Below are 19264 nucleotides of genomic sequence, written 5' to 3' on the forward strand. Positions count from 1 at the left end.
GCACCCTAGCCTACTTGCCCCGATGAACGGCCGCAGGAACCCGCTGCCGCGGCGCCGGCGGGCTTGCCCACGGTAGGCAGGCCAAGACCTACGCCGATGGGAGCAGTAGTGGGGGTTTGGCCCGCCGCCGACATATCGCCAGCCTTGGTGCGGGTATGGGTGATAAGCGTGGCATCGGCAAGCAAGAAGAATGAGCCTGCACCGGTGACCTTGGTGCGCACGACGTCGCCGGGGCGAATTTCGGCCGAGATATCCGCGCCGTTTTCATCAATAGGACTAAAGTGCACGAGGCGCCCATCCATGGAACGACCCGACATGCGGTGGGTCTCATCGTTCTTGCGCCCGCCCTCTGCTTGGACGAGGAGCTCCACCTCGGTGCCCACGAGCTTCTCATTCTCTTCTGCCTGAATGCTATCCTGCAGCTTGACGAGCCGCTCGAAGCGATCCTGGACGACGTCCTTGGGGATCTGGTTTTCCATCTCAGCCGCAGGAGTGCCAGGCCGCGGAGAATACTGGAAAGTAAAAGCCGAGGCGAAGCGAGCACGCCGGACCAAGTCCATGGTGTCCTGGAAATCTTCTTCGGTTTCGCCCGGAAAACCAACGATGATGTCGGTGGTAATCGCCGCATGTGGAATCTTTTCTCGTACCTCATCAAGGATGCGCAGGAACTTTTTCCTGCGGTAGGAGCGACGCATATCCTTCAGAACCTTGTCCGAGCCGGATTGCAGCGGCATGTGTAGCTGCGGGCACACCGCCGGGGTTTCAGCCATTGCATCGATGACATCCGAGGTAAATTCTGCCGGATGCGGAGAGGTAAATCGCAGGCGCTCGAGGCCATCGATCTTGCCCACTTCGCGCAGCAGCTTCGAAAAAGCAAAGCGATCGCGCGGCATTTCCGGATCGGCGAAATTCACGCCATAGGCATTGACGTTTTGGCCCAAGAGGGTAACCTCAGACACCCCCTGATCCACCAGCGCTTGTACCTCGGCCAGGATATCGCCCGGCCTGCGGTCTTCTTCCTTACCGCGCAGAGAAGGAACGATACAAAACGTGCAGGTGTTATTGCAGCCCACGGAAACCGACACCCAACCCGCATAAGCTGATTCGCGCTTAGCAGGCAATACTGAAGGAAAGGCCTCAAGCGAATCGACGATTTCTACCTGGGCTTCCTCGTTATGGCGGGCGCGCTCGAGCAGGGTTGGCAACGCGGCCATATTGTGGGTTCCGAAGACAGCATCCACCCACGGCGCATTGTCAAGGACGGTGTCCTTATCCTTCTGCGCAAGGCAACCCCCCACGGCAATTTGCATGCCGGGGTGATTCTCCTTCGTCTTCTTCAATGCGCCCAGCGTTCCGTAAAGACGCTTGTCGGCGTTTTCTCGCACTGCGCAGGTGTTAAACACGATGAGATCCGGCTCCGTGGCCTCGTCTGCGGCGGTGTAGCCAGCTTCCTCCAACAAGCCAGAAATACGCTCGGAATCGTGCACATTCATCTGACAGCCGAAGGTCCGGACTTCGTAGGTACGGGTTTCAGGAATTGTCTGCTCCACGTCGGCATAGTCTAGCCATCACTTAGAACAACTCATAACCATCGCTGCAAGGCGCCCGTGGAGACAGGGCAGGGTGGAATCAGACGCGTCGTGGGGCGCGTTGAAGTGCGGGCGCAAGAGCCCGGGAGGATTCTACTGAGCAAAAATCTCACCCGCAGGTTTTATGGTGAAGAAAGCTCCTCGCACCGCTCATCAAGGGCTGCAATAGCAATGCTTAAAGACATCCCTTCGCTAAATCCACGGCGCGCCAATACCCCTACGATCCTGCGCAGCGCCTTATCCCGTTCCTTCCTATCCGCAGGAACAGCTTTCAGGTTACCCGCCTTCTTTTCCGCCAAAGCTCGGGCCATAGCTTCTTCATCGGCCGCGTCTATTTGATCGAGGGCGTCGTCTCTATCTTCCTGACGTACTCCCTTATCCCGGAGTTCGCGCGCGAGGACGTTGCGTGATTTGCCTCTCCGCTTATACCGCTGCCTCACCCATTCGGCGGCAAAGGCGGCATCATTGATTAAGCCCACACGGGCTAAGTCATCAAGGACATCTTTTACCACTTCAGGGTCGAATTCGGCTTGGACTAAGCGAACATACAGTTCATGGCGGGAACGCGAACGCTGGTCGAGCAAACCTAACGCACGTGCCCTCACCTTGGATTTTGCTTCTTCGGCCTCCCGATCAAAAAGCCCGGCCCCGACTTGCCCATTTTCATAGGCGTCAATGGCATGGCGGAGTTGTTCTAATTTTTCAGGGGCGGGTCGATTCATAACGCGGTTTATAGACGGTGAGAGTGGAGGTGGGCAGGTTTAGTCATCATCGAAGTCAACGTTGGGGACCAAATCTACGGATTCATCCGTTAATGGGTCATCGGAGCCAGGAACATCCATGGCGCCCGCTTCTTCACCATTTGCCGCCTCTTGCCCAATGCCGAGCTTCTGGAAGATCTTCTTTTCGATCTCATTGGCAAGGTCAGGGTTGTCTTTTAGGAAGGACCGAGCTTTCTCCTTACCTTGACCGAGCTGGTCGCCTTCATAGGTAAACCAGGAGCCGGACTTGCGGATGAAACCGTTTTCCACGCCGAGGTCGATGATGGAGGATTCCCGAGAAATGCCTTCCCCGTACATAATGTCGAACTCGGCGATCTTGAATGGTGGGGAAACTTTATTTTTTACCACCTTGAGCTTCGTGCGGTTGCCAATAGCATCTTGGCCATCCTTCAGGGTCTGAATACGACGAATATCGCAGCGCACGGAGGAATAGAACTTCAGCGCCTTACCGCCAGTCGTGGTCTCCGGGGAACCGAACATCACGCCGATCTTTTCGCGTAACTGGTTAATAAAGATGGCAGTGGTACCGGAGTTATAAAGCGCCCCAGTCATCTTGCGCAAGGCCTGGGACATGAGGCGGGCTTGCAGGCCCACGTGACTATCACCCATCTCGCCTTCAATTTCCGCCTTTGGGGTCAATGCCGCAACAGAGTCCACAACGATAATGTCGATGGCGCCGGAGCGAACCAGCATGTCGGCGATTTCTAAGGCCTGCTCACCCGTATCAGGCTGGGACACAAGGAGGTTATCGGTATCGACGCCAAGCAGGCGTGCATACTGGGGGTCTAGGGCATGCTCGGCATCGATAAACGCTGCGATACCCCCGTCTCTTTGCGCCGATGCGATTGCGTGCAAGGCTACCGTCGTCTTACCAGAGGACTCCGGGCCATAAATTTCCACAATTCGACCGCGCGGAAAGCCGCCAATACCCAGTGCCACGTCGATTGCGGTGTTACCAGAGGAAATAGCCTTAATTGGCGGACGGTTGTCATCACCTAGGCGCATAACGGCGCCTTTTCCATAATCCTTTTCGATCATGGCCATAGCGGCATCTAGCGCTTTCTGGCGGTCGCCTCCCTTGGTAGCCACAGAGGATGATTTCTTTTTCGTTGCCATTGTTACAAATCCTTATCTCTAACGACGCTGCGTGAACACTTAATTAGACTGCCGTGAAACCCTGGATGGTTCCACCTCCATTGCGATCCCACTCTAGTCGCCCACACCGACTCCCCAACTAGAATACATACATCTGTTCGAATATCGAAAAAGGCACGCTCTCCTAATTTTCGTTCGAACCCTATAAGGTGGGGTAATCCACGCCAAGACGCCGCTCTAGGGGAACATCAAAATCATCACACAGCCCCATCCATATACGCCGCGGGTCGACTCCACGTTCGATAAGCTCCTCTGGTGTTCCATTGAGCTCAGATAAAACATGCGAATGGCTAATCCACGCCCCTTTTGATTCCCCGAATTCATCCACAACGAGTTGGTGGTACTCCGTCAAACGCATGCCCGCAATCCTACCTACCACCATGGAGATATATCCAAAACCGTTACCACAATTCCAGAATCAAGCTACTTGAACTGCGTTCAAATTGCCGTGTCTTCTGCGTTTTTGTCCTGGATGCTAATCTTTGTCCATGCAGAAGAACTCCGTGGCAACCACCATTGCCTATGTAGCGGTATTTACCGCGCTCGTTATCGTTTTAGCTTTCGTTTCTATCCCCGTAGGCACCGCCGGCGTCCCCATCGTGCTACAAAATGCCGCGCTCATATTATCCGGTCTCATCTTAGGCGGAAAACGGGGCGGCTACGTGGGCTTGCTTTTCCTCTTTATCGGTTTAGCATTGCCAGTGTTGGCAGGCGGTGGCACCACTCTTCGTGCGCTTGCGGGACCCACCGTAGGATACATCGTGGGATACGTGCTGTCCCCTATCGCCGCCGGAACCATTGCTTACCGTGCCCCACGCGGAAAAGGCGGAATGACTGTGGTTTTCGCTATCGCAGCCATCGTTGGCCTATTAGTGCAGTACACCTGTGGCGCAATCGGCCTCGTCCTTCGCTCCGGAATGGATGTCGGCCCCGCCATCGCGGCGCAAGGCCCGTTCGTCCTCCTTGACACCGCGAAGCTCATCGTGGCCGTCATCATCGCCGTCGGTGTTCACTCCGCATTCCCAGATCTGGCAGGCAGGAAGGCCTCCTAGTGCCCACCATCGACTTTTCTTCGGTCACGGTAGCTTTTGATGAGACGGTGGTCCTCGATGACATCAACCTTACTTTAACCGAACAGAGGATCGGCATCATCGGCCACAATGGCGGAGGAAAGTCCACCCTGACCCGACTCATCAATGGCCTGAGCGAGCCCACCGCGGGCACCGTGACCGTTGACGGCATCAATCCCGCCGAGCAGGGGACAAAAGTGCGCGAGAGGGTGGGTTTTGTCTTTTCTGATGCCGAAAATCAAATCGTCATGCCCAACGTGCGCGATGACATTGCTTTCTCCCTCCGCCGCTTCAAACTATCTAAGGCCGAGCGCACTGCCAAAGTTGATGCTGCTCTGGCACGATTCGGGCTTTTAGAATTCTCAGAGCGCTCCCCTCACACGCTATCTGGTGGACAGAAACAACTGCTCGCTTTAGCCGCTGTGCTGGTCATCGACCCGGTTCTCATTATCGCCGATGAGCCAACAACGCTGCTCGACCTCCGCAATCGCGATCGCATCATGCGCGAGTTCGCACAGCTCGACCAGCAGCTCATTGTCGTTACTCACGATCTGGAATTCCTCGCGGATTTCGACCGTGTCATTTGCATCGATAACCACAAGGTTGCCGCCGATGGCACTCCCCAGGAGGTCATCGATTTCTACAGAGATCTCATGGCGCAACGGCCACTCTAGAAAGCCCCCTCACCAATGACTCGACACCGGAAAAATATTCCGCTTTCCGTGTACGTTCCGGGCACGACGGTAATCCACCGGATGAAGCCCAGCTGGAAGATTGTCATTCTGCTGGTTTTTATCTTACTAAGCAGCATCTTTTTCAACTCTTTACCGTGGTCTGGCGGCGCGGTAATCGCCGCAGCTGCGACGTATTTCATCGCCCGCATCCCTCCACGAATTGCCTGGAGCCAACTCTGGCCACCCCTGATAATTCTCGTTCCCCTTGCTGGGTTCCAATGGTGGGCCAAGGACTTTAACTACGCCGCGGTGATGTTTTTTAATATCTTGGCCGCCATGATTTTAGCTTTCTTGCTCACGCTCACCTCGACGGTAGACGCGATCATGGAGTCTTTGGAAGAATCCCTCCGGCCTCTCAAACGTTTCGGCGTCCCCGTAGATAACATTAGCTTGGCAGTGTCTCTGACAGTCCGCCTCATCCCCCTCATGTTCGAGACGGTCTATGAGGTTCTCGATGCGCGCAAAGCACGCGGCGCAGGGTTTTCTCCCACGGCGTTTATAACGCCCGTTATCATCCGCTCCATTCGACGCGCTCGGGCCATTGGCGAAGCCCTCCAGGCTCGCGGAGTCGGTGACTAGTACACATGCCCAACGGACGCCAAAACCTCCGCTCTCCCCGCCACTGAAAATGAAAGAGGAAAGACCGGAGGCTGTAGTGCGCTCATCGCTATAACGAGCGCGGGATAGGCGTTTATTCTCCGCGCAGCTCGCGTAAACGAGCTTGGACGGCATCGTCATTCGAGGTAGGCTGCGCGGCGTCATCTGCGGCAGAGCCAGAGGCCTTATTACCCTCAATGGCCTGAGCGCGGTTACCTTCCACGGGCTTCGTTGAGTTCATCTCGCTGCGAATCTGCTCCAAACGGGAGTGTCCCGCCATCTGAATGCCCGCCTGCTGCACCTCAGCCATGCGGTTTTCGACAGAATTTTCCGCCAATTCCGCCTGCCCCAGGGCCTTGGAGTAACGGCGCTCAATTTTATCGCGCACAGCATCAAGCGAAGGAGCGTTACCACCGGCCGAAAGCTCGTTCATGGAGTTCAAAGACTCGGAAACTTTTTCCTGCATCTTTGCCTGCTCTAGCTGCGAAAGCAGCTTCGAACGCTCGTCTACCTTTTGGCGCAGGGCGGCATTATTGCGTTCGACAGCGCGCTTCGCTTGCTCAGCCTGCTGCAATGCCTGGTCATGAAGCTTCTTTGTATCTTCCACAGACTCTTCTGCGGTCACCAGCTGAGCGGCAAAAGCCTCAGCGGCGTTTTCGTATTCAACGGCCTTCTTTTCATCACCTTTGGCGCGTGCGCCATCGGCAAGCTCGAGCGCCTGGCGGGTATTGCCTTGCAACTTTTCAACCTCGGCTAGGCGACGGTTAAGTTGCATTTCAAGCTGACGCTGATTACCGATGACAGCCGCGGCTTGCTGCGATAGCTCTTGGTGCTGACGTTGAGCCTCTTCGATGGCTTGCTCAATCTGCACCTTCGGATCGGCATTCTCTTCGATTTTGTTATCGAACAGGGCCATGAGGTACTTCCAACCCTTAACAAATGGATTCGCCATTGTGCTCTAAACCTTCCTAAGGAATGTGGAGATGCGTCGCGTTGTGGTGTTTATAGTAACCTAGCGCCTAGGACTCTGCTGCTAACAATCGCAGTTATCCCACCGCGGCCACTCTTTTCACAATCGCACGAGCGTTAAAGCTCGGAAGCGGCAGGCGCGGTATGCGCGAGCTCTTCATCCATCGAGGGCAGCGCCATATAACCGGCGGCCTCGATGAGAACGTCTGACACAGACGCGTCGAGCGCATGACACACGGCAGCCAATAATTCTGAAGACACCTCTTTACGGCCGCGCTCCAGCTCCGACAAATAGCCGGGTGACACGCGAGCAACGCTAGCCAATTCGCGCAAGGTAACTGACTTGTCTGCGCGGAATGCCCGCAGGGTCAAGCCCAATGCTTCACGCAGAAGTGGTTCTGGGGCGCGAACAGGTTGTGGCGCCGATGGTGCCGCTGCCGCAAGTTCCGCGGCAGTCTCCGCCGAATGTTCAAGGACTGCTGTAGAAATGTTCATCGTAGATTTTAACGCTCCTTCGATGCAGTTTGTTCCCCACTAGTAGAAAAATTTTTGATGATCTCCCCAAGTTGGGAAATTGCAGCGTCTACCGTGGCCTTTCTGATTTGATTGCGTTCAGTGCCCAAGTCGCGCAGGCAATAAGACTGGGCTATACGGCCCAGGGAATAGATTCCTAAAAATACCGTGCCGGGCTCTTTTTCTTCTTGTTTCTCGGGCCCGGCAACACCGGTTAGTCCTATCCCCCAATCCGCCCCGGTTTCCGCAGCGGCGGCGCGAGCCATATCGACTGCGGTTTTGCCGGATACGACGCCTACGCGCTCAATCTCAGAAATTGGTTTACCTAAGAAATGGGATTTGACCTCGGTGGAATAGGTTATAAGACCGCCCCGCAAGACGGCAGACGCCCCCGGCACCGAAGCGATGGTAGCGCTGGCTAAGCCAGCTGTTAGAGACTCACACAAAGCGACAGTCTCGTGGCGGCTAGACAATAGGGCTACGAGGTCAGATTCTGAGAAGGTCATTGTGTTTAGCTATTTTGCTTCTGTCCATCGATCAGATACTGCACGCCGGTAACGACCGTCACCACGACGGCCACCAACATAATGAGGAAGGTAGGAATATCCATCCACGCAGGAAGCGGCCACAGATACAGGCCCACGGCAAAAGATTGCAGGACGGTTTTTAGCTTGCCACCTTTAGAAGCCGGGACAACTTTCCCGCGACGCAACAGCGCCATGCGCCAGATGGTGATGCCAAATTCTCGGATCAAGATAATGACGGTCACCCAGACACCTAACTGATCGACGATGTTTAGGCAGACAAGCGCTGTGGTCATCAGCGCTTTATCCGCAATGGGATCGGCCAGTTTGCCAAAATCAGTAATCAACCCGCGGGCGCGGGCGATATCGCCATCGAGCTTATCTGTGAGCATCAAAGCTGCGAAGACCCCGAAAGACCACCACTGGTGACCGCCGATAACTAGCCATGCAAAAACCGGAATGAAGACAATACGCAGGCAGGTTAGGACGTTCGGCAGATTCCAATTAGAGACCTGCGGATTCACATCCGAGGACTGCGCTGACTGTGCTCCGGGTTGATTCACCCTATTTATACTACCCGCTTGGGTTACGTGCTCGCGGCACCCTCCCCGAGAATTTATACTGTCGAGCATGAAATATTTTGCAGTGAATTATGACTACAACCCAGCCAGCCCAGAAATAGCGAAGGTACGCCCCGCCCACCGCGAGTTCACCGGGCAACTATTTGATGAGGGCACCATCGTAGCCTCTGGGCCACTGACGGATTCGCAGGGAGGCGCACTTATCATCGTGTGCTTTGACAATGATGACACCCAGGTCTCCGATGTTATCGCGTTGATGGACAAAGACCCCTTCTATCAAGAAGGCTGCCTCCAAAGCAGGAGCTTCCGCGAATGGAACCCAGTTAAAGCCCGCTTCTAATCCGCTTTATGTGGGTAGGTCTTCAGTGGGCAATTCTTCGGCTCTGCCGAGGTAATCGCCCCGCGTATTACGCACGATTTTATTTCCTTCCTCATCCCAGTCGTAGTGGTTGTGCGATACAGCCACTACGCCTTGGGTTTTGTCACGCATGTTTTTGATAACCGATGCGAGAACCGTAATGGCTAACACTCCGACAATGACCACCAACGAACCGATGGTGGAGATTTCCATGACTGATTCGACATTGTCGCCGCCATTGATGAACGGCAGGTTGTTCTCATGCAGCGCGTGGAAGAGCAGCTTGACGCCGATAAAACCAAGGATGATTCCCAGGCCATAGGGTAGGTACACGAGGCGGTCCAAGAGGCCATCGATAAGGAAGTACATTTGGCGCAGGCCCATCAGCGCAAATGCGTTGGTGGTAAAGACCAAAAACGCTTCCGAGGTGATGCCGTAAATTGCCGGAATGGAATCGAAGGCAAACATAAGATCGATAAGCCCGATGGACACCAGCGCCACGAAAAGCGGCGTGAAGGCAAATCTCCCCTTTTTTGAGCCATCGTCCACGCGGTGGGTGAGCTTATCACCGTGGTACTGCGGGGTCACATCTACCGCCTTGCGCACAAGCTTAATGATGGCCATATCGTTGGGGTTGGTCTCCGGCGTGTCCCGGATCTCATCGATGACCAACTTGATGGCGGTGTAGAGCAAGAATATGGCAAAAAAGTAGAAAATGTCGGACCAAGCCGCAATAACCGCTGCACCCAACAGGATGAATATTAAGCGAAAGGCGAGGGCAAGGATGATGCCGATTAACAGCACTTTTTGCTGGTATTTGCGCGGGATTTTGAAAGACCCCATGATGAGTGCAAATACGAAAAGGTTATCTACAGAAAGTGCCTGTTCGGTGACATAACCGGTAAAGAATTGGATGCCGTGCTCGTGGCCCCACACCGCCCACACGCCACCGCCAAAAACTACAGCGACAGCAATATAGAATAGGGTCCACAGGCCCGACTCCTTCAGGGTGGGCTCATGCGGACTACGCACGTGCGAATAAAAATCGAATACAAAGAAGGCTAGAATTACCGCACCAGTAACAAGCCATACCCACAATGGGACGTTCAACGCGAGTTCCCTCCGGTCGAAATTACTCAATAAAGTGACCGGAGGTCTCCCCCGCCCAGCGACTATCCCTCGCCAGGCCGACACGACCGGGAGCACAACGCTACCGTGTTGACGATCTATGCCGAATTTGGGGTACTCCCCTCCAAGACCGTGACCATCTTACACTACTTAGAATGCCCCGGACGATGGGTTATAAGTTGCTTGCACCGTCCGCGTATCGGTTTTGGGCGCATCGGAGGAATCGGAAGTAGCGGAATCTTCGGAACCGTCCGGATCCTCATCTGTTTGTGCTTGGTTCATCTCATCCTGGATTTCCTTAGGAGCATCAGCAGGATCGGCGCCCTTAATCATCCACAGGATGGTATCAAGTTCTTCCGGCTTGACCAGCACCTCCCGCGCCTTCGAGCCTTCCGATGGTCCAACGACGCCGCGAGATTCCATCAAGTCCATCAGGCGCCCCGCCTTAGCAAAGCCAATGCGCAGCTTGCGCTGCAACATTGAGGTAGAGCCCAGTTGGGCAGTCACCACAAGCTCCACGGCCTCTAGGAGGTCATCCATGTCCTTGCCGATGTCATCGTCGATTTCTTTCTTTGACTCGGACTGCTTTTCCTCGGTCACGCCCTCGGTGTAGTTTGGGGCAGCCTGGGACTTCGCGGCTTCGACGACATCCATAACCTCATCGTCGGAGACGAATGCGCCCTGCATACGCACCGGCCGTTTGCCCTGCGGGATAAATAGACCATCACCCATGCCGATGAGCTTTTCCGCACCGCCTTGGTCCAAGATCACGCGGGAGTCGGTCAAAGATGAGGTAGCGAAAGCCAAGCGGGAAGGCACGTTGGTCTTGATGAGGCCAGTCACCACATCGACAGACGGGCGCTGGGTGGCAAGCACCAAGTGGATGCCGGCGGCACGGGCCTTTTGGGTAATACGGACGATAGAGTCCTCAATCTCCTTCGGGGCAGTCATCATCAAGTCCGCCAGCTCGTCCACGACGCAAACGATATAGGGATATGGACGGACCTCGCGCTCAGAGCCGACCGGTGCCTGGTACTCGCCGGAGACCACCTTGCGGTTATAGTCCTCGATCTTGCGCACGCGTGCGGCCTTCATATCCATGTACCGCTGCTCCATCTCCTCCACTAACCATTGGAGGGCTGCAGCAGCCTTCTTCGGCTGGGTAATGATAGGTGTGATCAGATGAGGGATGCCTTCATAGGGGGTAAGCTCCACCATCTTAGGATCAACGAGGATCAGGCGCACCTGCTCCGGGGTGGCGCGGGTGAGTAGCGAAACCAGCATGGAATTCACGAACGCGGACTTACCCGAGCCAGTGGCACCGGCAACAAGCAGGTGCGGCATTTTTTGTACAGAAAAGGACGTATATTCACCTTCGATGTCTTTACCCAAGCCAATCAACATTGGGTCCGGAGAAGAGACCATGCTGGGCGCGTCCAATACCTCGCGTAGGTGGACCATTTCGCGGTCCGGGTTAGGAACCTCGATTCCCACCGCGGACTTACCTGGAATCGGTGTAAGCAAACGCAGATTATCGGTAGCCACAGCGTACGCCAGGTTGGACTGCAGGTTCGTAATCTTGGAAACTTTCACACCTGGTCCGAGCTCAATCTCGTAGCGAGTAACCGTAGGGCCACGGCTGAAGCCCGTTACTTGGGCATTGACGTTAAACTCTTCAAAGACGTCCGTGATGGCTTCAATGATGCGGTCATTGATTTCGGTTCGTTCTTTCGCCGGCGTACCTGGGGTCAGGAGGTCGGTGGATGGCACCGCATAGCTGTCATTACCGGGTTTCGCTGGGGCGGATAGTTGGGGCTGTGGGGCAGACTGCTCCGCCGCGGCGGATTCCACCCGAGCGCCGGTGATCGCATCACGTCCGGAGCGCTGCCGGAACAGACGGCGGGCTTCCTCATGTGCTGCTGACACCGCGTCAGATCCAGCCTTCACAGCGCCTGCCGCAGCTGCAACACCCGCGGCATCCGCAACACCCGCGGCATCCGCAACACCCGCGGCATCCGCAATACCCTCGGCAGCTGCAACACCCTCGGCAGCTGCAGCTGCCGAGGTGTGGGCGCGGGAACCCGCGTTGTTGACGGTGCCTTTGTGACGGCCGGACGAAGAACTGCCAATGGCAGCGCCCAAAACGCGGGTGGGATCACTATCTGGCAGCGCCGGTTGAGTGGATTCCGCGTCGTCTGCGTACTCAGCGTCATCTACTGCTGGGAAGGCATCGGTGTCCCCCATGCGGGAATTCGCGCCGTAGCCCAATTCTTCATCGCTGCGATCTACCAACTCGTGACCCGCGCGCACCGGGGTATCGAAGGCAACGGTGTGGTCGCTTGCAGGGACATCGGCAAGCGGCCGCACAGGATAAGAGGTGCCAGACCGACGCGGAGTAAACGTGCCGCCGCGTTTCGTAGCTGGAGGCTGCGAGCGCTCGCGGCCGTGGGCAATATTATCGATATCGTCAGATACGTGACCGTAAAGATCGTCCTCGTCGGTGTCTTCACGGTCCGCATCGCTACCAGCAAAAAGGGAAAAAGCCGAACGCAGCGAATCCGCCACGAGCTCGTAGGTCTCGCGGATGGTAATACCGGTAACCAACAGCGCACCATAAATTATGACGAGAAAAAGCAGCGGGGCCGCGACATACGCGGTAAATGCAGCGTCCAAAACCCCGCCCATGGCAAAACCGACGACACCGCCGGCCCCGCCTGCGGTATCGGTGGTAAATCCAAGCGGTGGGTTACCAGCAAAGATGTGGATCACGCTCAGCATCCCCAGCACAATAATCGTCGTGCCGCCTGCAATGCGCGGCTTAATGCGCCCTGGCGAACCATCCATTTCCATCATGAGCGAAATGGCTAGCACGACAAGCGCGACGGGAAGTACCCAGGCACCGGCGCCGATGACGTAGCGCACCAGGTTGCCCACCCAGGCGCCCACCTGGCCGGTAACACCAAACCATACGGTGGCAGCGAGGACAATGGCTATGCCAATGAGCACCAAGGCGACCGCGTCTGGGTTGTTAACTCGCCACCCGTTCTGTGACGAGGACACTGCTTCCTCTTCATCTGCGATATCGCGCACGCGAGTTACCTTGCTTTTCTTTTTGTTCCCGGCCCTATCAGAAATTTCCTGTGGCTCCCTCGTTTTCTCGAAATCCTCCATACCTTCTGGAGGTGATCCCTGGCTCGGCTTTAGGCCCGCGAGGCCCTTGCTGACGCCACGGGCAACATTGCCCATTCCGCGCGCGGTGGCTCCAAAAGCAGCACCAAGCCCCTTGCCGACAGCCCGAAATGCGCTCCCCGTACGCTCCTGCGTCGTCCCTGCCGCCCTCCCGGACGACGGCATCGCTAGGGTCTCCGACACGCCGCCGCTGGACTGACTGCGGCCGGATGGCCGTGACCAGTTAGCTTTCCGGCCAGGCGCACTTTTGGATGCTCGCGTCGGGTTACGGCGCGATCCACGAGAGGAGGCATTTTTGACAGACATGTTATTCACATTAACCGGAAAACCCCACAAATCACATAAGCCACACGCGTGGCATGGATAGTTAATCGCGAATTACCCCGCGATCGCGCCGACTAGGCGGGGCACAAACCGTTAAAAAGTCTAAATCTAGCCTACAGAGTTGACATTCTGATAGCAGACTCATCACCTGTGATGGTGACTTGGACTACGTCGCGCCCGTACGTCCAGAGCAAGAGCTCGCCGACTTCTCCACTGACCCGGACCACCTGATCTCCGCGATCTGCCACTCTATTCTTATCTGCTACAACGATGCGCGAGAGCCCATCAGGTTGCAGAACAACCGGCTGGGTGGACTTGCGCAGGCTGAAAGTGGACCAGATCTTCAAAAAACGGTGCAGCTTTTTCTGCACCGCTGCAGAAAAATCACGTGGTTCGGTCTGACCATTGGCACGACGGATATCCTCGTGGTGAATAAAATGCTCGGCCAAGTTCTGCTGGGCATCAAGAAAGCGTACGGGATTGAGCTTTGCTGGCCCCCTCCCCCAGGCATCAACAAGCTCGTCAAAGTCTCGGCGGGCGATTTTGGCGGACACTTTCTCCAGACGAGGTTTAAAGGCAGCAAGGAACATCCCTACCGCGGCATCTGGTCGGTTTTCGCGTACCCATAGGTGAGTGACTAAGTCGCGCGTCGTCCATCCCTCACACAGCGTGGGGGCATCGGGACCTAACTGATGGAATAGCGCGACCATCTTGGCGCGTTCGGAAGATGAAAACGACATGCGCCCCAGCATACCGAGGACATCGACAGGCTGGGGCGCAAAACTATGCCGGGATCAAACCCTTTGAGGAAAACCTACAGCGACTCACGGCTGGCATCGACATCGGCGTCATCCGCAAGCAGGATACCCGAATTTGTCGGCACGATGGTAGGCAAGATGACCGGCTCGCGCTTGTACTTGGAATCCATGAGCTTGGAGACCTTGCGCCGTAGCTTTTGCACCATCCGGTAGGTGTCATTCTCGCCTTCCGCGGCGAGATCATTCATGGTATTTTCCACCATTTCCGCAACCTCAGGCACCACGCCGCGGTCATCATCGGAGAAGCCCGTGGTCGCCACGGTGGGGTGCTCCAGCAGGCGGGAGGTACGGTTATCGATCACGCAGGTGATGGATACCACGCCACCTGCGCCCAGGTTAGTGCGGTCCGCCAAAGTATCATCATCGACATCGCCCATGGACACGCCATCGACGTAGAGGTGGCCGACCTGCAGCTGACCGACGACCTCTGCGCGACCCTTGCGCAAATCGACCACGACTCCGTTTTGCGCCAAGACCGTCCGGTCGCGGGCCACGCCGGTGGAAATCGCCAATTCTTTATTGGCGCGCAGGTGGCGCCACTCGCCGTGGACCGGCATAGCATTGCGGGGTCGCGCCGCGTTGTAGAGGAAGAGCAGCTCGCCAGAGTAGCCGTGGCCAGAAGCGTGGACCTTGACGTCCTGGTTGGTGATTACATTCGCACCGATCTGGGACAGCATGTTGATCACGCCGAAGACGGCCTCCTCATTGCCTGGAATGAGCGAGGAGGAGAAGATAATGGTATCGCCATCGCGCACCGTAATCTGCCGGTGTTCGCGGCGTGCCATGCGAGACAACGCTGCCATCGGCTCACCCTGTGTACCGGTAGTAATGAGCATGGTCTTGTGCGGAGCCATCTTTGCAGCCTCATCGATGGGGATGATGGTACCGCGCGGGACCTTCAAAAAGCCCATCTTTTCCGCAATTTCCATATTTCGTATCATCGAACGGCCATTGAAGGCAACCTTGCGGCCGTTGGCCACGGCAGCATCGATGGCGGCCTGAACTCGGTAAACGTTCGAGGCGAAGGAAGCTAGGATGACGCGCTGCGGTGCGCTTGCCACCAGGCGCTTGAAGTTTGCCGGAATATCTCCCTCGGAAGCGGATACGCCCGGCACGGTGGCGTTGGTGGAATCGCACAGCATGAGGTCGACGCCCTCGTCGCCATATCGAGACAACGCCGGAAGGTCAGTCGGACGGTTATCTAACGGGGTTTGATCCAGCTTGATATCACCGGTGTGAATGATATTGCCGGCCGGGGTGCCCAGCATAATGCCAAGCGCATCAGGCACGGAATGGTTGACCGCCCAGAAGCGAACCCGGAAGCAGCCGTAAGTCACGTCGGACTTCTCGTTGACCTCAATGAACTTCGGCTTCTGACGGTGTTCCTTACACTTCGCCGCAATAAGCGCGATGGTGAAACGAGAGGCCACAATGGGAATATCTGGGCGCAGCTTCAACAGCCATGGGATAGCGCCGATGTGGTCTTCGTGGGCGTGGGTAACCACGAGGGCCTTGACCTTGTCGATCTTCTTCTCAATCGGTCCGAAGTCCGGCAGGATGAGATCCACGCCAGGCTCGCCGGAGGACGGGAAAAGCACGCCACAATCAATGATGAGCAGCTCGTTACCGTACTCGAATACCGTCATGTTGCGGCCGATCTCAGAAATACCACCCAGAGCGTAGATGCGCAGAGCATCTTTCGGCTGCTTCGGCGGTTCTGGCAAGCGCTTGGTCAAATCCGCCCCCTGCATCGACTTCGGCACATTGCGGCGGCCGCGGTTATTGCCGCTACGACCCTTGCCGTTGCCATTCTTTCCGTTGCCACCGTTGGTGTTCTTATTGTTGCCGCCCTGGTTAGCGCCACCCTGGCCATTGCCCTTATTGCCGTTTCCGCCACGGCCACGGCCACGGCCGCCGCGGGAACGCGAGCGGCGATCGTTGTGAGCACCTTCGTTGTTATTATCGGCAGAGTTGTTCTGTCCAGAGCTGCCCTGCTTCTCCTTACCGGCGTCACCGGAGTTATTGGCAGGGGCCTGAAATACGGGCGAAGCCGCCTCATTGGAGGCGGTCTCAGTTTCCGACGGTGGACCCGCCTTGCGGGTAACCTTACGGGAACGATTACGGGGTTCAGTCATTCTTAAAGGACTCCAGATTGTTCCAAATCACGGCGAAGTACCTCGCGTTCCTCCTCGCTCGCAGCGGTGACAGGAAGACGGGGATCGCCAACTTCAAAGCCCTGCAGGCGCAGAGCTTCCTTTGCAAATGTTGCTCCGCCCAACCGCGCCTGAGCACGGGTAAGTGGAAGAAGCGTTGAGTAATTTATTTCTTGCGCGCGGGCCACATCGCCCGCATCGAAGGATTCATAGAGTTCTACCAAAGCACGCGGAGCAGCGTGACCGATGACGGAGATGAAACCTGAGGCGCCGAGGGCCAGCCACGGCAGGTTAAGCGGATCGTCACCGGAGTACCACGCCAAGCCGGTTTCTTGGATGAGTTCTGCAGCCGCGGAAAGATCGCCTTTGGCGTCTTTCACGGCTTGGATAGTCGGCAATTCCGCGAGGCGGCGGAACGTATCCGACGCTACCGGGATGCCCGAGCGGCCAGGAATGTCATAGACACAAATCGGCAGGTCCGTTGAATTAGCAACTGCGGCAAAATGCTCGTAAACACCCTTTTGGGAGGGCTTGGAATAATACGGAGTCACCACGAGCAAACTATCAGCTCCGGCGTCAGCGCTAGCTTGAGCAATCTCGATCGAGGTCGCGGTATTGTTTGTGCCGGCGCCTGCACAGATCCGAACGCGGTCTCCTACTTCTTGTTTCACAGCCTTGAGCAACTCCACCTTTTCGCGCAAAGACGTGGTCGGAGACTCGCCCGTCGTTCCGCCCAAGATGAGTGAATCCACGCCGTTGTCTACGAGATGAGCCGCCAGGCGGCGACCCGCTTCTAGATCCAGCGCGCCGTCACTATCAAATGGAGTGACCATAGCAACGCCAATGCGACCGAAGGTGTCAACGCCAGTCTTTGCTGTCATACCTGTGCTCATAGCCGTCAAGGTTACCCGCTCGGGCACCTTTTGACCGCATCCGGGTGCCGCGTGTTAAGCGTAAGGGCTCGCGGCCATCCGCGTTCCATCGGCCAAAGTGGTGATATGGAAGTCATCGAAAAGCGCTGGTGCTTGCTCCTGCAAATACTCCAAGCACTCGACCGCTACGTGGCGCAATTCCGTATCAGCATGCTCGGCCGCCCGCGCCCCAATGAAGTGCCGCCAAGCGCGGTAATTACCGGTAACGACGAGTCTAGTTTCCGTCGCATTGGGCAATACCGCACGTGCGGCCTGGCGTGCTTGCTTCTTTCGCAACAGCGCATTCGGCTCATTAAGCTTTTCTTCCAAGGCTTCTAGCAGCTCATCATAGACAAAACGAGTTTCATCCACCGCCTGCATGACCAACCGGCGTAATTGATCATCTTCTTCCACCAGCTTGGGCAACGCTACGTGCATCTCTTTAGGATGCACAAAACGCTGGGATAGCTGCGAAAAGGAGAAATGCCGGTGCCGGACCCATTCATGACTGGCAGAACGCGATAGGCCCGTGATGTACATCGTTGCCGTTGCGTGTTCCAATAGCGCTAGATGGCCAACTTCCATGATGTGGTGCAGGTAGGCGGAATTGGTAGCAGTACGCGGGTTGGGCTTGTCAAAGGACTCATAACAGGCCCTCCCCGCGAATTCGACGAGGGCCTCGCCGTCCGTCGCCGTGTCATCAGCACTCCACTGCGTTCCCCGTGGCTCGTGAAACTCGGTAGCGGCAATGAGCTGAATTTTTAGCTCACTCGCAGTTGCCATACCGCTACAGCCCCAGGTACTTGTCTAGCCCAACGACCAAACCCGGGTGCTGCGCAATCTCACGAACACCGACCAATACACCGGGAATGAAAGAGGAACGATCATAAGAATCCTGACGAATGGTCAGTGACTGTCCCTGTGCGCCAAAAATGACCTCCTCGTGGGCCACCATGCCGCGGGTACGTACAGCATGCACCGGAATTCCGTCTACATTCGCACCACGGGCACCTGCCAGGGACTTTTCGGTCGCATCCGGCATCTCTCCCAATTTCGCGTCGCGGCGCGCCTGGGCAATCGCCTCTGCGGTGTGGATAGCGGTACCGGAAGGCGCATCCAACTTCGTGGGGTGGTGAAATTCAACAACTTCTACAGTCTCAAAGAACTTCGCCGCTTGCTTGGCAAGCACCATGGTCATTACTGCAGAGATCGCGAAATTCGGTGCGATCAGCACATTGCCAGCCCCTTCTTGGCGGGTCCACTGCTCAACCTGGTCCAAACGCTCTTGATCGAATCCAGTGGTACCCACCACGCAGTGAATGCCGTTCGCGATGCAAAACTCCAGATTGCCCATCACAGAATCAGGCTGGGTAAAATCCACGATGACCTCCGCATGCAGATCAACCAACTGCTGCAGGTCATCCCCGCGGTCAATTTCCGCCACCAGCTCCAGGTCATCTTCGGCATTTACCCCCTCAACGACCGCCTTGCCGACGCGACCTTGCGCTCCCAATACTCCTACTTTGATCGCCATTGTGCGCCTCGCTTTCATAACAACTCTGGGTTAAAGCTCTCCTTCTTTCCTATCCTATCGCGCTCGCCCATATGCGGCGGGCAGCCCTTCGTAAGCCAGAAATACCGCTGCCGAGCTGTCCAGCTATGCAGATGCGTGCTGACCCCGTTCCAGTTCATGACGTTGCTCGTGCTCAGTTTTCTGTGTGGATATTCTCAGCACCCCCGCGGAGAACAAGGTTATAACCTTTACTTTAGGAGCTTCTGGCAACGGGTTCGCTACTTTCGCGGTTTTCAGCTTTGCCGCGGGCAACCCCATCTAGCCCGCCGAGTTAAAGCTTCAGCCCCACACCCCCA

General features: G+C 56.4%; 19 protein-coding genes. 4 read left to right on the top strand and 15 right to left on the bottom strand.

The window, feature by feature from the left end; translation table 11 throughout:
- Positions 1 to 5: 5 nt before the first annotated feature.
- From miaB to D9V82_RS02680, 4 genes are all read right to left on the bottom strand, one after another.
- Positions 6 to 1550 carry a tRNA (N6-isopentenyl adenosine(37)-C2)-methylthiotransferase MiaB gene (gene miaB / locus D9V82_RS02665; protein WP_121910846.1) on the bottom strand — a complete coding sequence of 515 codons (1545 nt, stop codon included), beginning with the start codon at positions 1548 to 1550 and terminating at the stop codon, positions 6 to 8.
- A 161-nt stretch (positions 1551 to 1711) separates the two neighbouring features.
- Complete coding sequence (recX, locus tag D9V82_RS02670) at positions 1712 to 2311, bottom strand: recombination regulator RecX (RefSeq protein ID WP_121910847.1); 600 nt, start codon at positions 2309 to 2311, stop codon at positions 1712 to 1714.
- Between the two features lie 39 nt (positions 2312 to 2350).
- Positions 2351 to 3487 carry a recombinase RecA gene (gene recA, locus D9V82_RS02675; RefSeq protein ID WP_121910848.1) on the bottom strand — a complete coding sequence of 379 codons (1137 nt, stop codon included), beginning with the start codon at positions 3485 to 3487 and terminating at the stop codon, positions 2351 to 2353.
- A 181-nt stretch (positions 3488 to 3668) separates the two neighbouring features.
- Positions 3669 to 3884, bottom strand: a complete 216-nt coding sequence (locus D9V82_RS02680) for a DUF3046 domain-containing protein (protein WP_121910965.1) — start codon at positions 3882 to 3884, stop codon at positions 3669 to 3671.
- Positions 3885 to 4014: 130 nt separating this feature from the next.
- On the opposite strand from D9V82_RS02680, the gene D9V82_RS02685 reads away from it, so the two are divergent.
- The 3 genes from D9V82_RS02685 (at position 4015) to D9V82_RS02695 (ending at position 5909) form a co-directional block, all read left to right on the top strand.
- Entirely contained in the window at positions 4015 to 4578 is a 564-nt protein-coding gene (locus tag D9V82_RS02685; protein WP_121910849.1) for a biotin transporter BioY, read from the top strand.
- The gene (locus tag D9V82_RS02690) at positions 4578 to 5270 is read left to right on the top strand and encodes an energy-coupling factor ABC transporter ATP-binding protein (RefSeq protein WP_121910850.1); all 693 of its coding nucleotides are present in this window, start codon (positions 4578 to 4580) and stop codon (positions 5268 to 5270) included. The genes D9V82_RS02685 and D9V82_RS02690 overlap by 1 nt, the downstream gene beginning before the upstream one ends.
- Positions 5271 to 5351: 81 nt before the next feature.
- Positions 5352 to 5909, top strand: coding sequence for an energy-coupling factor transporter transmembrane component T family protein (locus tag D9V82_RS02695; protein ID WP_121910966.1), 558 nt, complete (start codon positions 5352 to 5354; stop codon positions 5907 to 5909).
- 112 nt (positions 5910 to 6021) lie between these two features.
- Here D9V82_RS02695 and D9V82_RS02700 read toward each other — a convergent pair whose 3' ends face one another.
- The 4 genes from D9V82_RS02700 to pgsA all read right to left on the bottom strand — a co-directional run bounded on the left by D9V82_RS02700 (position 6022) and on the right by pgsA (position 8505).
- Positions 6022 to 6879: a PspA/IM30 family protein gene (locus D9V82_RS02700; RefSeq protein ID WP_121910851.1), complete on the bottom strand. Its 858-nt coding sequence runs from the start codon at positions 6877 to 6879 to the stop codon at positions 6022 to 6024.
- 134 nt (positions 6880 to 7013) lie between these two features.
- Positions 7014 to 7391, bottom strand: coding sequence for a helix-turn-helix domain-containing protein (locus D9V82_RS02705; protein WP_121910852.1), 378 nt, complete (start codon positions 7389 to 7391; stop codon positions 7014 to 7016).
- 8 nt (positions 7392 to 7399) lie between these two features.
- Positions 7400 to 7915, bottom strand: coding sequence for a CinA family protein (locus D9V82_RS02710; protein ID WP_121910853.1), 516 nt, complete (start codon positions 7913 to 7915; stop codon positions 7400 to 7402).
- Positions 7916 to 7920: 5 nt separating this feature from the next.
- Positions 7921 to 8505 carry a CDP-diacylglycerol--glycerol-3-phosphate 3-phosphatidyltransferase gene (pgsA, locus tag D9V82_RS02715; RefSeq protein WP_121910967.1) on the bottom strand — a complete coding sequence of 195 codons (585 nt, stop codon included), beginning with the start codon at positions 8503 to 8505 and terminating at the stop codon, positions 7921 to 7923.
- A gap of 58 nt (positions 8506 to 8563) precedes the next feature.
- On the opposite strand from pgsA, the gene D9V82_RS02720 reads away from it, so the two are divergent.
- Entirely contained in the window at positions 8564 to 8854 is a 291-nt protein-coding gene (locus tag D9V82_RS02720; RefSeq protein ID WP_121910854.1) for a YciI family protein, read from the top strand.
- 6 nt (positions 8855 to 8860) lie between these two features.
- On the opposite strand, the gene D9V82_RS02725 is transcribed toward D9V82_RS02720, so the two are convergent.
- From D9V82_RS02725 to dapB, 7 genes are all read right to left on the bottom strand, one after another.
- Positions 8861 to 9982, bottom strand: coding sequence for a TerC family protein (locus D9V82_RS02725; RefSeq protein WP_121910855.1), 1122 nt, complete (start codon positions 9980 to 9982; stop codon positions 8861 to 8863).
- 168 nt (positions 9983 to 10150) lie between these two features.
- Complete coding sequence (locus tag D9V82_RS02730; RefSeq protein WP_121910856.1) at positions 10151 to 13354, bottom strand: FtsK/SpoIIIE family DNA translocase; 3204 nt, start codon at positions 13352 to 13354, stop codon at positions 10151 to 10153.
- Positions 13355 to 13626: 272 nt separating this feature from the next.
- Positions 13627 to 14265, bottom strand: coding sequence for a TIGR03085 family metal-binding protein (locus D9V82_RS02735; RefSeq protein ID WP_121910857.1), 639 nt, complete (start codon positions 14263 to 14265; stop codon positions 13627 to 13629).
- Positions 14266 to 14327: 62 nt separating this feature from the next.
- Positions 14328 to 16466 (bottom strand): ribonuclease J, encoded by a 2139-nt coding sequence (locus tag D9V82_RS02740; RefSeq protein ID WP_167449716.1) that lies wholly within the window; start codon positions 16464 to 16466, stop codon positions 14328 to 14330.
- Between the two features lie 2 nt (positions 16467 to 16468).
- A complete protein-coding gene (gene dapA, locus D9V82_RS02745) occupies positions 16469 to 17377 on the bottom strand; it encodes a 4-hydroxy-tetrahydrodipicolinate synthase (protein ID WP_121910858.1) in 909 nt (302 codons plus the stop codon).
- Between the two features lie 54 nt (positions 17378 to 17431).
- Entirely contained in the window at positions 17432 to 18178 is a 747-nt protein-coding gene (gene thyX / locus D9V82_RS02750) for an FAD-dependent thymidylate synthase (RefSeq protein ID WP_121910859.1), read from the bottom strand.
- Positions 18179 to 18182: 4 nt separating this feature from the next.
- A complete protein-coding gene (dapB, locus tag D9V82_RS02755; protein ID WP_121910860.1) occupies positions 18183 to 18929 on the bottom strand; it encodes a 4-hydroxy-tetrahydrodipicolinate reductase in 747 nt (248 codons plus the stop codon).
- Between the last annotated feature and the right edge of the window lie 335 nt (positions 18930 to 19264).

The sequence above is a fragment of the Corynebacterium macginleyi genome (assembly GCF_003688935.1).
Classification (GTDB): domain Bacteria; phylum Actinomycetota; class Actinomycetes; order Mycobacteriales; family Mycobacteriaceae; genus Corynebacterium; species Corynebacterium macginleyi.

Bases quoted from the DNA above. Each gene is read 5' to 3' on its own strand.
- recX (WP_121910847.1), bottom strand. From the start codon at position 2,311: ATGAATCGACCCGCCCCTGAAAAATTAGAACAACTCCGCCATGCCATT.
- recA (WP_121910848.1), bottom strand. From the start codon at position 3,487: ATGGCAACGAAAAAGAAATCATCCTCTGTGGCTACCAAGGGAGGCGAC.
- D9V82_RS02680 (WP_121910965.1), bottom strand. From the start codon at position 3,884: ATGCGTTTGACGGAGTACCACCAACTCGTTGTGGATGAATTCGGGGAA.
- D9V82_RS02685 (WP_121910849.1), top strand. From the start codon at position 4,015: ATGCAGAAGAACTCCGTGGCAACCACCATTGCCTATGTAGCGGTATTT.
- D9V82_RS02695 (WP_121910966.1), top strand. From the start codon at position 5,352: ATGAAGCCCAGCTGGAAGATTGTCATTCTGCTGGTTTTTATCTTACTA.
- D9V82_RS02700 (WP_121910851.1), bottom strand. From the start codon at position 6,879: ATGGCGAATCCATTTGTTAAGGGTTGGAAGTACCTCATGGCCCTGTTC.
- D9V82_RS02705 (WP_121910852.1), bottom strand. From the start codon at position 7,391: ATGAACATTTCTACAGCAGTCCTTGAACATTCGGCGGAGACTGCCGCG.
- D9V82_RS02710 (WP_121910853.1), bottom strand. From the start codon at position 7,915: ATGACCTTCTCAGAATCTGACCTCGTAGCCCTATTGTCTAGCCGCCAC.
- D9V82_RS02720 (WP_121910854.1), top strand. From the start codon at position 8,564: ATGAAATATTTTGCAGTGAATTATGACTACAACCCAGCCAGCCCAGAA.
- D9V82_RS02730 (WP_121910856.1), bottom strand. From the start codon at position 13,354: ATGCCGTCGTCCGGGAGGGCGGCAGGGACGACGCAGGAGCGTACGGGG.
- D9V82_RS02735 (WP_121910857.1), bottom strand. From the start codon at position 14,265: ATGCTGGGGCGCATGTCGTTTTCATCTTCCGAACGCGCCAAGATGGTC.
- D9V82_RS02740 (WP_167449716.1), bottom strand. From the start codon at position 16,466: ATGACTGAACCCCGTAATCGTTCCCGTAAGGTTACCCGCAAGGCGGGT.
- dapA (WP_121910858.1), bottom strand. From the start codon at position 17,377: ATGAGCACAGGTATGACAGCAAAGACTGGCGTTGACACCTTCGGTCGC.
- thyX (WP_121910859.1), bottom strand. From the start codon at position 18,178: ATGGCAACTGCGAGTGAGCTAAAAATTCAGCTCATTGCCGCTACCGAG.
- dapB (WP_121910860.1), bottom strand. From the start codon at position 18,929: ATGGCGATCAAAGTAGGAGTATTGGGAGCGCAAGGTCGCGTCGGCAAG.